Origin of the sequence: Bartonella sp. Raccoon60 (assembly GCF_002022585.1) — a bacterium.
GTDB lineage: Bacteria > Pseudomonadota > Alphaproteobacteria > Rhizobiales > Rhizobiaceae > Bartonella > Bartonella rochalimae.
Genome location: NZ_CP019786.1, coordinates 1576118 through 1590886, shown reverse-complemented (window position 1 = coordinate 1590886; position 14769 = coordinate 1576118). Strand labels below are relative to the sequence as shown.

7 protein-coding genes are annotated in these 14769 nt (G+C 36.6%); 2 read left to right on the top strand and 5 right to left on the bottom strand.

Annotated elements, in window-relative coordinates:
- Positions 1 to 155 precede the first annotated feature (155 nt).
- Together Bra60_RS06975 and pncB are read left to right on the top strand one after the other, a co-directional pair.
- Positions 156 to 8729: a GH36-type glycosyl hydrolase domain-containing protein gene (locus Bra60_RS06975; protein WP_078698196.1), complete on the top strand. Its 8574-nt coding sequence runs from the start codon at positions 156 to 158 to the stop codon at positions 8727 to 8729.
- Between the two features lie 118 nt (positions 8730 to 8847).
- Complete coding sequence (pncB, locus tag Bra60_RS06970) at positions 8848 to 10158, top strand: nicotinate phosphoribosyltransferase (RefSeq protein WP_078688198.1); 1311 nt, start codon at positions 8848 to 8850, stop codon at positions 10156 to 10158.
- Positions 10159 to 10436: 278 nt separating this feature from the next.
- Here pncB and Bra60_RS06965 read toward each other — a convergent pair whose 3' ends face one another.
- The 5 genes from Bra60_RS06965 to Bra60_RS06945 form a co-directional block, all read right to left on the bottom strand.
- Positions 10437 to 10823, bottom strand: coding sequence for a YbaN family protein (locus Bra60_RS06965; protein WP_035005496.1), 387 nt, complete (start codon positions 10821 to 10823; stop codon positions 10437 to 10439).
- Positions 10824 to 11216: 393 nt separating this feature from the next.
- Positions 11217 to 12122: a metal ABC transporter permease gene (locus Bra60_RS06960; protein WP_078688197.1), complete on the bottom strand. Its 906-nt coding sequence runs from the start codon at positions 12120 to 12122 to the stop codon at positions 11217 to 11219.
- Entirely contained in the window at positions 12119 to 12982 is an 864-nt protein-coding gene (locus Bra60_RS06955) for a metal ABC transporter permease (RefSeq protein ID WP_078688196.1), read from the bottom strand. Before Bra60_RS06955 ends, Bra60_RS06960 begins: the two co-directional genes overlap by 4 nt.
- A complete protein-coding gene (locus tag Bra60_RS06950) occupies positions 12979 to 13806 on the bottom strand; it encodes a manganese/iron ABC transporter ATP-binding protein (RefSeq protein WP_078688195.1) in 828 nt (275 codons plus the stop codon). Before Bra60_RS06950 ends, Bra60_RS06955 begins: the two co-directional genes overlap by 4 nt.
- Positions 13803 to 14711 carry a metal ABC transporter substrate-binding protein gene (locus Bra60_RS06945; RefSeq protein WP_078688194.1) on the bottom strand — a complete coding sequence of 303 codons (909 nt, stop codon included), beginning with the start codon at positions 14709 to 14711 and terminating at the stop codon, positions 13803 to 13805. The genes Bra60_RS06950 and Bra60_RS06945 overlap by 4 nt, the downstream gene beginning before the upstream one ends.
- Between the last annotated feature and the right edge of the window lie 58 nt (positions 14712 to 14769).

The following is a 14769-nucleotide window of genomic DNA, read 5'->3' as shown; positions in this document are numbered from 1 at the left end:
TAGTGGCCTTTTATTCTTCATTAGAGAATCTCTTTTAATCCCTTAATTTTTGACAAGAAAATTCAAAGCTTAAAAAATGAAGTGTTCACTTATTGAGAGAAAATACCAATAGTCTATTGAATAAATAACACATCATCGAATAGTAATAGAATATTATGGTCCCCAAATTACATCGCATGAAGTGGTTTTCTTCAGAAAAGACAAAAATTCACTCTCTCGATGAAATTAGTTTGCCTATCCGTTCAACTAACAAATCAGAAGAAGAGCTTTATAAGTTAGGCTACACTATAGCCTCTGGCCAAAAAATCTTTCTTCCTGAATATAAAGAAGAAGAAAGTAATTTTCGCAAACGATTAATTGAAAATTCTAAACTTATTCTCCATGTCTTTCACATCAATGACGTTGCTGCACGAAATAACGAAACAATTGCACCATCCGCCCAGTGGCTTATTGATAATCATTACACCATTGACAAAACTATACAGGAATTACGCTGCAATTTTTCTAAATCGTTCATCAAGCAACTCCCCTTTTATGAACAAAAAAAAGAAATTCCACGTATTTTTGTTTTAGCTTGGCTTTATGTTGCCCATACAGATAGCAGATTTTCACAAGAAACGCTAACAGCAATGGTTAATGGTTTTCAAAAAATTTGTACTCTAAAAATTAGTGAATTATGGGCTCTTCCTTTTGTTGTTCGTATAATCTTAATTGAAAATGTCCGCCGTCTTTCATTGCGTATTGAACAAGCACGCTATATGCGCTTTCTTGCTAATCAAGCAGCCGATAAAATCGCCCTTACAAAAAATGAAACTCAATTAAATATTCTCACCCTTTATGAAACACTAACCTCTCATTCGATTTTTTCAGCTCATTTATTTTACCGTCTGCGAGGTGCATCTGTTGATGCAACAATAGCGTTAACCTGGCTTGAAAAACAGTTGCATCTTCATGGCAGTAGTCCAGAAATGATAACAGCTGATGAATATACTCGTCAAACAACAGATGGTATCACCATGGGCAATATTATTCGTACTCTCAAAACTATGGATGATATTGATTGGACGGCATGGTTTGAAACAGTAAGTTGTGTAGACTTTATCCTGCGTAAAAATAGTGATTTTTCTGAAATTGATTCTCATTCACGTAATGCGTATCGACAAGTCATCGAAAAAATCGCCCATCGCTCCCCTCTTAGTGAGTTAGAAATTGCATGTAAAGCTGTAGAAATGGCAAAAACTTGTTCTCAAGATGTTGCCTGTAAGAATAATTTCTCTGTTGGGTGGTACCTGGTTGATGACGGACGCTCTATTTTTGAAGAAGCCTGTCAATATAATCCATCATTTCTGACAAAATGGATTCAAACTTATCATCGTTTAAAAATAGGAATTATTGCCATCCCTGTTTCTCTTTTAATGCTGGTTCTTTTGTCCACGATCTATATTTCATTACGAACATCTGGTCTCACACCATTAATGACACTCCTTTTCACTGCACTAGCACTTTTTCCTACTATGGATGCTACTTTTGCTTTTTTTAACACTGTTGTTTCATGGTTTGTTTCACCAAAACGGCTCATTGGTTATGAATATAAAGAAGGTATTCCTGAAGATGCGCGCACTATGGTTGTTGTCCCCACTTTAATCACATCACGTCATGATATTGATGAACAAATAAATAATCTTGAAGTACACTACCTTTCTAATCCCCAGGGAGCCATTCATTTTGCTCTCATCACAGACTGGGCAGATTCTCCATTTGAAGAAACACAAAACGACCTTGATCTATTGCACTATGCAAAAAAGGGTATTGCTCAACTAAACCAGCGCTATCAGCGTAATAACATTCCTTTATTTTTTCTTCTCCACCGTCAACGTCTTTATAACGCTCATGAAAAATGTTGGATGGGATGGGAGCGTAAACGGGGAAAACTTCATGAGCTTAATCTCTTACTCCAAGGAAATAAAAATACGAGTTTTTATGCTCCAGATCCACATCTTCCCATGGATTGTCGTTTTGTTATGACCTTAGACTCAGATACGCGTCTAACTCCTGAAAGTGTCACTAAACTCGTTGGTAAGCTCAACCATCCACTTAATTGTCCCGTTTTTTCTGAAAAAAATGGAAGGGTTGTAAAAGGCTACAGCATTTTACAACCCCGTATTACACCTCCTCTCACAGCAGAAGAAGAAACATCAATTTTGCAACAGATTTTCTCTACCAATCGTGGAATTGATCCTTATGTCTTTAGTGTATCTGACATTTATCAAGATCTTTTGGGAGAAGGAACTTTTACCGGAAAAGGTCTTTATAATATCGATGCCTTTGAACAAGCACTGAAGAACAAAATCAAAGAAAACACTGTTCTTAGTCATGATCTTTTAGAAGGAAGTTATGCACGTGCTGCACTTGTCAGTGATGTAGAAATCATTGAAGATTATCCAACAGCCTATAACGTGGATGTCGCTCGTCATCACCGTTGGATCCGTGGTGACTGGCAGTTATTGCCTTATCTTTTAAACCACCATAGCGTGAGTCTCACTACGCGCTGGAAAATGCAGGATAATTTGCGCCGTTCTCTTACACCACTCATGTGGCTTGTTGCAGCAACAGCAGGATGGTCTTTTTTACCGTCAAAGATAGCAATTGTTTGGCAAATATTTCTGCTTTTTAGCCCCTTTATTGCATCAATTTTAGGTTTGCTTCGTACATTCATTTCCTCCAATAGCGATTATTCTTTACGCGGACAGTTACAATTAATTTTAAATAATATTTCCTCCACGATCTTAGAAATATTGCTTAAAATCACATTTATAGCCTACTCAGCTTATTTTATGACTGATGCAATCATTCGTGCACTCTATCGCATGATGATTTCCAAACAATATCTTCTTGAATGGAAAACTTCAGCCACAATGAAAGCCATTCCTAATAGTTTAAGCTTCTATATCATCACTATGTGGCCAGCAGTATTTATTGGTATTATAGCTATAGGATTACCTCTCTTCTTTCATAATTCAACAATATTGATTGCTTTACCTTTTGGGCTTTTATGGTTTTTCTCACCGCTGATTGCATGGATTGTTAGTAAACCAATAACATTTCAAGATGTTCTTGATATATCTTCTGCAGATAAAAAAATACTGCGGAGCATTGCACGACGGACATGGCTTTATTATGCAACCTTTGTTGATGCAGAAAATAATTATTTGCCACCTGATAATTTTCAAGAAGATCCTGAACCTCTTGTTGCACGACGCACATCACCTACCAATATTGGCGTTTACCTACTTTCTATTATTGCCGCACGTGATTTCGGTTGGATTAGCTTTGAAGATACCATTACGCGAATTAAGTGCACATTAAATACTCTCGAAAAAATGGAAAAATTTCGAGGTCATCTTTATAATTGGTATGAAACAGATACACTTAAACCTCTTCTACCAACTTATGTTTCAACAGTTGATTCAGGTAATCTTGCTGGCCATTTAATAACGCTATCTTCCGCTTTAAACGAATGGGCTGAAGTACCTGATGCTTTTTTACAAAGCGATCTAGATGGCTTATTCGATATTAGTAATATTCTTGAAGAAATCTTAAAAGAAATTCCTGATAACCTTAAGTTTCTTCATCCATTCCCTCAACAGATCAAAGAGCATATTGCTCATTTTCACCACTCTGTTAGTGAACTCAAAGCAAAATCAGCAACTGTTATGAATATCTCTCATCTTTCGATTACTGCTCGTAACATTGTACATTTAATCAATGAACTGGATAAAATAATCCAAACAAAAGAATCTGCTCATATGTTATCCTGGGCTAAATGCCTGGTAGAAAACTGTGAAGCTTATAACCATGATATTACCAATAACTATGATATTAAAGAATTATGCAAAGAATTAAATACTTTATCTGAAAAAGCCCGACAAATAGCTTTAGATATGAAATTTGATTTTTTAGAACAGACTGAACGTCAACTTTTATCTATTGGTTATCGCGTACAGGAAAATAAACTTGATGAAAGCTGCTATGATCTTTTAGCTTCAGAAGCGCGTCTCTCAAGCCTCTTTGCTATCGCTAAGGGCGACATTAAATTTAAACATTGGTTTCGTCTTGGCCGATTACTTATCCCAATTGGTTGGAAAAGTGCTCTATTATCATGGTCAGGATCCATGTTTGAATATCTTATGCCTTCTCTCATTATGCATGAACCCTTAGGGTCCATACTCGATCAAACAAATCGCCTCATTATTCGCCATCAAATACAATATGCGCGCAAACGAGGATTGCCATGGGGTATTTCAGAAGCTGCATTTAATAGCCGTGACCATTTAATGAATTACCAATATTCCAATTTTGGTGTTCCAAGACTAGGGCTTCAACGTGGCTTATCACGCAACGCTGTTATTGCTCCTTATGCTAGTCTTTTAGCCGCACAATATATGCCAACTCAATCTATCGCTAATCTAAAATACCTGCGTAATCTTGGTGCTTTAGGAACATACGGTTATTACGATGCTATTGATTTTACTCCTTCGCGTGTACAAAAAGGAAAAAAATACGCTATCGTACGTAACTATTATGCACATCATCATGGCATGTCAATTCTTGCCATTGATAATGTTGTTTTTGAAGGACGTATGCGCAATCGCTTTCATCGTGATCCAATTATAAAAGCTGTACAACTCTTATTACAGGAAAGAGCCCCACGACAAATTCCTGTTATTCATACTAAAATCAACAATTCTATACATAAAAACTCTAAAGGTTTTGATGATATCCCTGCACGCATTATTACAAGTCCTCTTCTTCAACCTCGAGCAACTTTGCTTCTATCTAATGGTTGTTATTCCATAATGACAACAGCAAATGGTTCTGGTTATAGCCGTTGGCATAACTATGCTATCACGCGTTTTATTCCTGATGCATCCGAAGATCAACAAGGAACTCTGTTCTTTGTCCAAGATACGCATAATAAACGCTGGTGGTCTGTCACTAGTGAACCAACACGTATAGCTGAAGAAGAAGCGGTCAGTATTTTTACAGATGAGAAAGCTGAATATATAAAAACAGTTGATGGACTGAAATCAACACTTGAATGTCTTGTTACTTCTGAAGGTGACGGTGAAGGTCGACGTATACAGTTAATGAATACAACAAACAAAGACCGAATAATTGAAATAACTTCTTATGGTGAATTAGCACTCGCAACAATGAAAGATTACTTTACTCATCCTGTTTTTTCGCGAATGTTCATAGAAATAGAAATTCTTGATTCAGGTGGAACAATTTTAGCTAAAAGACGCAAACGCTCTCCTCATGATCCTAATATTCACGTTGCTCACTTTGTTACTGATCCATCAGGAATTATCCCAGAAGCAGAAGCAGAAACCGATCGTCGCATTTTTATTGGCCGTGGTCGATCTATTCATCACCCAATTATCTTTGACCAAAAGACTCGTTTCAAAGGTAATCAAGGGTGTGTTCTTGATCCGATTATCTCAATCCGTTGTCGTATAAAAGTTCCAGCACATGAAAAAGCAGAACTTATCTTTTGGACTTTTGCTGCCGATTCAAAAGAAACATTACAAAACTATATTGAATCCTATCGACAACCTGATATGTTCCAGCAAGCTTTATCAAAAGCATGGATGCATTCACAAGTTTCACTGTATCAAAAAAATATCAATCCTAGAGAAGCTATTACTTACCAAAAATATATAACGCCACTTATTTACCCTGATCGAACGTGGCGTCTTCCTCCGGAAATATTAGCAAAAACTCTTGGAAAGCAATCTGATTTATGGCCAATGTCTATTTCAGGAGACTATCCTATTTGCCTTCTCAGACTTGATAATGAAACAGATATCACTGTACTTCGTGAACTGCTTAAAGCATATGAATATTGGCGTATGCGAGGTCTTATTGTTGATCTAGTCATTTTAAATGAACAGACATTTTCTTATCTACAAAATACACAACGCGCCATTGAATGGGCATGTGAGTCTTACCGTCACTGTACAAAAGAAATGGACGGACAACATCATATTTTTATCCTCCAGCGCGATAAAATGAATGAACAAAATTTTCAAACACTTCTCGCGTCAGCTCGCATTATCCTGCATGCTCAGAATGGATCTTTATCTGAACAATTGAAACGTATAGAAAATATTGATTCCGATTTAATTATTAGCAGTCATAGTCAAGAATCTAATAATAAATTAAACTACAAAAAATCTAATAAAAAAATACAAAAAGCCCTACAAATCAAACAGACCCTATTTTCTTCCATTGCTCTCATTGATCAACAAAACACTTCTTCTTTCCCCGTACCGAGTGAAGATTTGCGCTACTGGAATGGTTATGGTGGTTTTAATCACCATAACCATTACGTAGTCCGTCTGAATGGATGTCAAACAACGCCACATCCATGGATTAACATAATTGCAAACAATAGTTTTGGCTTCCATGTATCCGCCGAAGGATCACTCTTCACATGGGCTCATAATAGCCGTGACTATCAATTAACGCCCTGGAGTAATGATCCCGTTACCAATCGTCCAGGGGAAGCGCTTTATCTTGTCGATCGCCTATCTTTAAAATGCTTTTCTCCAGTTTCTGCCGTCGAATGTGATAATAAAGTCATTTATGAAGCTTGCCATGGTTTTGGGTTTTCAACTTTTAAATCTAAACATTCAGACATTGCATTAGAACTGACCCATACACTTAATGGAGAAAAGCCAATTCGTTTTTCTCGTCTTATCATTAAAAATGAAGGAGAAACACCACGTAGCTTACGCCTTTATAATTATGCCGAATGGGTTTTAGGAAATATCCGTACACAATACGCGCCCTTTATTATTCCCCATTATGATTCTAAACGTGGTGCACATTTTATTCAGAATCCTTATCACATTGAAAAATCTCAACAGGTTACTTTTTTATCAGCATCCGAAATGCCAACCAGTTTTACGACTAATCGTACTGAATTTATCGGTACAACAGGAACAATTCAGCATCCACAAGCTATTCGTAAAGCTGAACCACTTTCAAATATAGTAGAACCCGGTTGTGATCCTTGTTCAGCCCTCGCCTATGATATCGATTTACAACCAGGACAAACAAAAGAAATCATCTTCTATCTTGGCAATACTGAAAGCATACAACAAGCTAAAAAACTGCTTGATCAAGCTCGTAAAGATGATTTTCAAATTGTCTTTGCACAACAAAAACAACAATGGAATGATTTTGTTTCTCCACTACAAGTAAAAACTCCTGATCCCTCTTTTGATATTATGGTCAATCATTGGCTGCCTTATCAAATTTATGCATGCCGCTTAATGGCGCGCTCAGCTTTTTATCAAGCCAGTGGAGCATTCGGTTTCCGTGACCAACTGCAAGACAGTTTATCTTTATTATTGCTTAAACCACAATTAGCGCGTGAGCACTTACTAAATGCAGCAGCACACCAATTTCCTGAAGGAGATGTGCAACATTGGTGGCTTCCTGATACGAATGCTGGCGTCCGGACACTTATTTCTGATGATATCGTTTGGCTTGCTTACGGAACAGCTCTATATGTTCGCACCACTGGTGAGGATGCATTTCTTGATACCCCTGTTCCTTTCATCGAAGGCCCTCCCCTAACCACAGGGCAACAAGATGCTTATTTCCAGCCTATACAATCCTCCAACATTACAACACTGTATGAACATTGTGCTTTAGCCTTAGATCTCGCTATTAAGCGCTGTGGCCCCAATAATTTACCCCTTATTCTAGGTGGTGATTGGAATGATGGTATGAACTTAGTGGGTATTGAAGGCAAAGGTGAAAGTATCTGGCTGGGATGGTTTCTAGGTACTGCTTTACAAGCATTCATTCCTCTCGCTAAAAATCGTAATGATCATAGCCGCGTACAAGCTTGGAGTGCATATTTAAAACGTCTCACTAAAGCCTTAGAAGAAAAAGGATGGGATGGTGCTTGGTACCGACGTGGTTATTTCGATGATGCAACTCCTTTGGGATCTAAAATAAATGATGAGTGCCAAATTGATGCTCTTGCTCAATCATGGGCTGTAATTTCCAAAATGGCAGATTCTAGCCGTCAAAAACAAGCAATGGCATCCCTGCTTGATCACCTCTATGATGAAAAAACTGGTCTCATACGTCTTTTCTGGCCACCTTTCAACAAAAGTTCCCTCGAGCCAGGTTATATTAAGGGTTATCCTCCTGGCATTCGAGAAAATGGTGGGCAATATACTCATGGTGCTATTTGGAGCATTTTAGCACTTGCTGAAATAGGAGAAGAAGATAAAGCTTACACACTGTTTTCAAAAATAAATCCTATCAATCATGGTCAAAATCCAGAAATCTATCGCGTTGAGCCTTATGTCATGGCCGCAGATATTTACACAGTTGAACCACATTGTGGACAAGGTGGCTGGACATGGTATACAGGCTCAGCAGGATGGCTTTATCATGCAGCAACACAAACGATTCTTGGACTTCATCTGCAAGCTGGAAAATTATTTTTACGCCCACATTTACCCTCCTTCTGGCCTGCATATGAAGCAAAAATGAAATTTCACAGCGCTGTTTATAAAATTACAATTAGACGAGCAAATAAAAACATGCTCAGTATTGACGGAAAAGAATACAACAAAATCGATCAAGGCATAAAATTAAAAAAAACAGGCAACCATGAAATTGTATATACTCTAGAATCATAAATAAAAAAGCTTTTTATATTGCTCAAAGCTCTAAAATTGTTATAGTTTACTCATTCCTTGTAATGATGCAGGATGCACAACAGTTTTAAATTTTACTTCACGAAAAAGAACAAAATTCATGAATTGTACAGATATTGCTAGACGTGTCTATAACCATACGTGGAAACTTGATCCAATCATCCGTTCTCTTCTTGATACAGATTTTTATAAACTTCTTATGGTGCAGATGATCTGGGGATTGTATCCAGATGTTAATGCTACTTTTTCTCTCATAAACCGCACAAAAACAATTCGTCTTGCCAATGATATTGATGAAAGTGAATTGCGCGCTCAACTTGATCATGCCCTTAGCTTGCGCTTTACTAAGAAAGAAATGATCTGGCTTGCCGGTAATACATTTTATGGACGTAAACGAATTTTTGAACCAGATTTTCTACAGTGGCTTGAAAAATTTCAGCTTCCAGAATATGAACTAACCCGCAAAGATGGTCAATATATTCTTCGTTTTGATGGACCATGGGCCTACAGTTCCATGTGGGAAATTCCTGCTCTCGCTATCATTAGCGAATTACGTTCACGTGCTGCTATGAAAGATCTTGGTCTTTTTGCACTTGATGTACTTTATGCTCGTGCCAAAACAAAAATGTGGAGCAAAATTGAACGACTTAAAAAACTGCCTGACATTAAAATATCTGACTTTGGTACAAGACGTCGACACTCCTTTTTATGGCAACGCTGGTGTGTTGAAGCTTTAAAAGAAGGAATTGGTAATTCTTTTACAGGCACTTCTAATGTCCTTCTCGCCATGGATACAGATGTAGAAGCTCTTGGTACAAATGCCCATGAATTACCAATGGTTATTTCTGCTCTTACCAACAATGACGATGATTTACGTAAAGCATCTTATAAAGTCTTACAAGATTGGAATCGTTATTATGGTGGTAATCTTTTAATTGTATTGCCTGATGCTTTTGGCACAGAAGCTTTTTTACGAAATGCTCCGGAATGGGTAGCAGACTGGACAGGCTTCAGGCCCGACAGCGCTCCCCCGATTGAAGGAGGTGAGCGAATCATCAAATGGTGGCAAGAAAAAGGAAAAAACCCACGTGAAAAATTATTAATTTTTTCCGATGCTCTAGATATAGATACCATTGAGAAAACTTATCACCACTTTCATGGCAAAGTCCGTATGTATTTTGGATGGGGAACTAATCTCACTAATGATTTTGAAAATTGTGCACCTAAAAATGTTCCAAATCTTGAAGCCATCTCTCTTGTCTGTAAAGTCACCCATGCAAATGGCCGACCAGCTGTAAAACTTTCAGATAATCCTGAAAAAGTTATTGGTGATCCACAAGAAATACAGCGTTACTTAAATTTTTTTGGGAATGAACAACGCACTGCTAAACCTGTAAAAATTTACCATTAATTAATTTGTATAAAAATAACTTCTGAACAATAAATTTAACCGACAAAATATTCCTTTTTAAATATAAAATAAGATTATAATCCAATCTTGCCTCGTTGCAATCGCGCTCCCTAATACCAAGATACAACAATTCTCTTTAATGCATGCAGCAGTCTTATAATATTTTGAAAAATCTTATAAAGTGAAATACCGTTTCGGTATTTATAAATGCTAAACTTTTATAAAATAAATCAAAGTAAAAATACTTCTTTTAGTAAAATTTTCCATTTCGACCGTATTTAAGAAGATGGACGTGTTATAATATAAAGAGCTATCATCAATAAAATAACTGCAACCAATAAAATAAGCCATAAAGCTGGATGGATTATCACCAAAAACGATAAAAAACCCCCTAGCATACTTATCACTGCAAAAATCTTGATAGATGGCGGAATAGCTTTCTTTTCCTCCCATTGTTTAATAGGAGAACCAAAAATTCTGTGATTACACAACCAATGATGAAAACGTGGCGATGAACGAGCAAAACACCATGAAGCGACTAATAAAAAGGGTACTGTAGGCATAATAGGTAAAACGATACCGATAAAACCTAATACAATCATTGCCCATCCTAATATAGAATAGCAAATACGGAGAGGGCGAGATATCTTAAAATCTTTCTTCATTATTTATAGCTGTTTTTTCTTACTCAGATACTATTATGCAAAATATTGTTATTACGAAATTTAATAGATCATCATCTCTCTAAATAATACATTAACCTAATGCACTCTCAGGAATAATTGTTTTCCAAAACAAAGAACAATCTATACAATATGATAATAATTTTAAAGTTTTCAAACAATAAAAATTAACTCTTTTAGAGAATTCCCAAAAAAAGGCTGCATGATAAATCAATGCAGCCTTGTAATTACGAATGCAGTGTTGGGAGGAGTAATACTGCATTCATCCACTAGACATTAGGAGGAAAATGACCTAGCTCTCCCTTATTTAGTGAAAACATATGCTAGAAACAACATACAAAAATGCATAGCTGCTATGCGTAATTTCCATTACATTTAAATTTTTTGAACTGTACTCTGACGAAAGGAAGTGGATATAAAAATAACAATAAAAATAATTGTTAAAATCAATACAATTGTAGCAGCAGAATCAGAACCAATAAATAAGCTGAGATAAATTCCTAGAAAACTGGAACACACTGCAATAAATACAGCAATTAAAAGCATAGAAAAAAAATGCTTAGTAAGGAGATAAGCAATAGCACCTGGTGCAATTAATAGAGAAATAACTAAAATAATTCCAACCGCCTGCAACGCAGAAACAATTGTCAGAGAAATCATTGTTAAAAAAGTATAATGAAGCACCGATATTGATAACCCTATTGCACGTCCTTGAACTGAATCAAAAACGTACAACATAAAATCACGCCATTTTATACCTAAAACCATCGTAACAATAACAGAAATTATTGTTGTTTGCGTAATATCAAGCCAATTAACACCTAAAAGATTACCAAATAAAATATGATTTAAATCTAAATCGCTATATATTGCTGTTGCTAAAACAAGCCCTAAACCAAACATGGATGAAAACACAACCCCCATAACAGTGTCCTGTTTAATCCGACTGTTATTCCCTAAGAAACCTGTTACAATGGCACAAATCATACCTGCTAAAAAAGCACCACAAGCAATCAAAGTCATTGTGACATTAGCAGGACGTACATCATGAAACCAAAGAAACGGCATAGAAGACAAAAATGTCATAGCCCATGGCGTTGCCATATATCCAACAACTACTCCAGGAAAGACTGCGTGAGAAATTGCATCTCCTAAAAGAGCCCATCCCTTTAAAATAAGGAAACAAGAAAGTAGAGCCATTGGAATAGCCAAAATAATGGTAACCATCATCCCTTTAATCATAAAAGAGAACTGAAAAGGAAGTAACAATTGATCAATCATATGTCACCACACCTTTTTGCTGCTCTCACACGTAAGCGTGCAGCAATGTAACCGTGTTTAGGAGCAAAAATAAAGGCGACTATAAATAAAAACGTTTGAAAAAGTACAACAACACCACCAGTTTGCGCATTCAAAAAATAACTCATATAAACACCCAAGATACTTGTAAAGGTTCCAATCATAACTGCAATGATCAAAAGATTTACAAAACGATCACTTAAAAAATAAGCCGTTGCCCCCGGTGTAATTACAAGACAAATCACTAAAAAAGCTCCTACTGTTTGCATAGCCGCAACAGTACAAGCAGCAAGAAGTGTAAAAAAGAGAATTTTTAATAGCGTAACATTTAGTCCAATAGCGCACGCATGACTCTCATCAAATAAAAAAACCAACAAGTCTTTCCATTTCATACACAATATAAAAAGAGAAAAGAACCCAATACAAGCTAACTGCATAATATCTGATGAACTAACTGCTAAAACATTTCCAAGAACAATTGTATCAATATTAACAGACATTGGTCTTAATGATTTCAGGAACAATCCAAATGCAAAAAAGGAAGAAAAAATTAAACCAATAATTGTATCTTCTTTTAGCTTTGTTCGATAATTTAAAAATAACATTGCCGCAGCAGCAAGCCCACCAGAAAAAAAAGCTCCAAATGAAAAAGGGAGTCCCAAAAGATAAGCGCCAGCAACTCCAGGAACAATCGAATGGGAAAGCGCATCACCAATCAATGACCAACCTTTTAACATTAAAAAAGCAGAAAGAAAGGCACAAACACAGCCAACTAACCCTGAAACCCACATTGCATTAATCATATATTGATAGGCAAAAGGTTCAAGCAACCAAGGAATCATAAAATATGCTCCAGCTTTTGATTGCAATCATGAAATAAAGACTTATCATCTGTGGCAATATCATTTTTTTGTGCATTTTGGGAACCAGCATAATGATGACGCAGAGAACCACCAAAAAATTTTTCAAGATTTTTTTGTGTAAAAACCACTTCTGTTATTCCAGAAGCGACAACCGTTCCCTTGATTAAAATCGTTCGATCACAAAATTCAGTAACGGAATCTAAATTGTGAGTCGAGACTAATATAACAGCACCTTCTTTACGCAAATCTTGTAACAAAGTGATAATTTTATCCTCTGTTTTGATATCAACTCCTGTAAAGGGTTCATCGAGTAAAATCGCCTTTGCTTGTTGCGCAAGAGCACGTGCCAAAAAAACGCGTTTCTTTTGTCCACCAGACAGCTCACCAATCTGACGTTTAGCAAATGGCAACATATCGACACGTTCTAACGCAATACGAACAGCTTCATGATCTTGTTTTCGAGCATAGCGAAAAAAATTCATATGACCATATCGTCCCATCAGAACAACATCTTCAACGAGAACAGGAAAGTCCCAATCAATATCCTCACTTTGGGGAACATATGCAATAAGATTTTGTTTCAAAGCCTTTTTAACTGACAAACCTAAAATGCAAATCTTCCCCTTTGAAGGTTTTACAAATCCCATAATAGCTTTAAATAATGTAGACTTCCCTGATCCATTAACCCCAATCAATGCAGAAATAGAACCCATAGGACTTTCAAAACTCACTTCTCGCAAAGCTGTATGCCCGTTACGATAAGTCACAGATACATCTTGGGCAGATATTCCAGACTCAGTCATCGGCTTCTTACCTCATCTGACAAAGCCTTAGTAATACGTGCACTCGTAACATGTAATAAATCAATATAAGTAGGAACCTCACCATCCTTACTACTCAGTGAATCAACATAAAGAACACCCCCATACTTAGCCCCTGTTTCCCTTGCCACCTGTTTGGCAGGCGCAGCAGAAACAGTGCTTTCAGAAAAAACAACCGGAATATTATATTTCCGAACTGTGTCAATGACACGCTTAATTTGCTGCGGTGTCCCTTGCTGATCAGCATTAATAGGCCATAAATAGAGTTCTTTCAAACCAAAATCACGAGCCAAATAACTAAACGCACCTTCACTTGTTACAAGCCAACGCTTATCTTCTGGTATTGTTTGCAACTCAGCTTTAATTGGGTCAATGCTCAAGCGAATTTTTTGTTTATAAACTTCAGCATTCTTATTATAAATAGCAGCATGCTTAGGATCATATTTTATAAAAGCATCACGAATATTATCAACATAAATCAAGGCAGAGATTGGTGACATCCACGCATGAGGATTGGGTTTACCGCTAAAAGGCCCATCTCCAATTTTGATAGTCGCAATACCTTCTGAAACAACTACACTTGGAACATCCTTGATATTTTGAAAAAATCTCTCAAACCAAAGTTCTAATTCTAAACCATTCCATAAGATAAGGTTAGCTCCTTGAGCTCGCATAAGATCGCGTGGCGTAGGTTGATATTCATGAATTTCAGCACCTGGTTTGGTAATTGACTCAACATCAGCAACATCACCTGCAACATTACGAGCCATATCGGCAATAATAGTAAAAGTTGTAACAGCTTTAAATTTACCAGCGCTCAAAACTGTACTGGGGGTTAAAAGAATTACACCCCAAAAACATGCGATAAAAAAAGCTTTCAGTTGCATTGATTTTCTTTCTATTGCTAATGATTTGCATTATCATATACAAATAACAGTTAATTTC

Coding starts and splice junctions, on each gene's coding strand:
- Bra60_RS06975 (WP_078698196.1), top strand. CDS start 156: ATGGTCCCCAAATTACATCGCATGAAGTGGTTTTCTTCAGAAAAGACA.
- pncB (WP_078688198.1), top strand. CDS start 8,848: ATGAATTGTACAGATATTGCTAGACGTGTCTATAACCATACGTGGAAA.
- Bra60_RS06965 (WP_035005496.1), bottom strand. CDS start 10,823: ATGAAGAAAGATTTTAAGATATCTCGCCCTCTCCGTATTTGCTATTCT.
- Bra60_RS06960 (WP_078688197.1), bottom strand. CDS start 12,122: ATGATTGATCAATTGTTACTTCCTTTTCAGTTCTCTTTTATGATTAAA.
- Bra60_RS06955 (WP_078688196.1), bottom strand. CDS start 12,982: ATGATTCCTTGGTTGCTTGAACCTTTTGCCTATCAATATATGATTAAT.
- Bra60_RS06950 (WP_078688195.1), bottom strand. CDS start 13,806: ATGACTGAGTCTGGAATATCTGCCCAAGATGTATCTGTGACTTATCGT.
- Bra60_RS06945 (WP_078688194.1), bottom strand. CDS start 14,711: ATGCAACTGAAAGCTTTTTTTATCGCATGTTTTTGGGGTGTAATTCTT.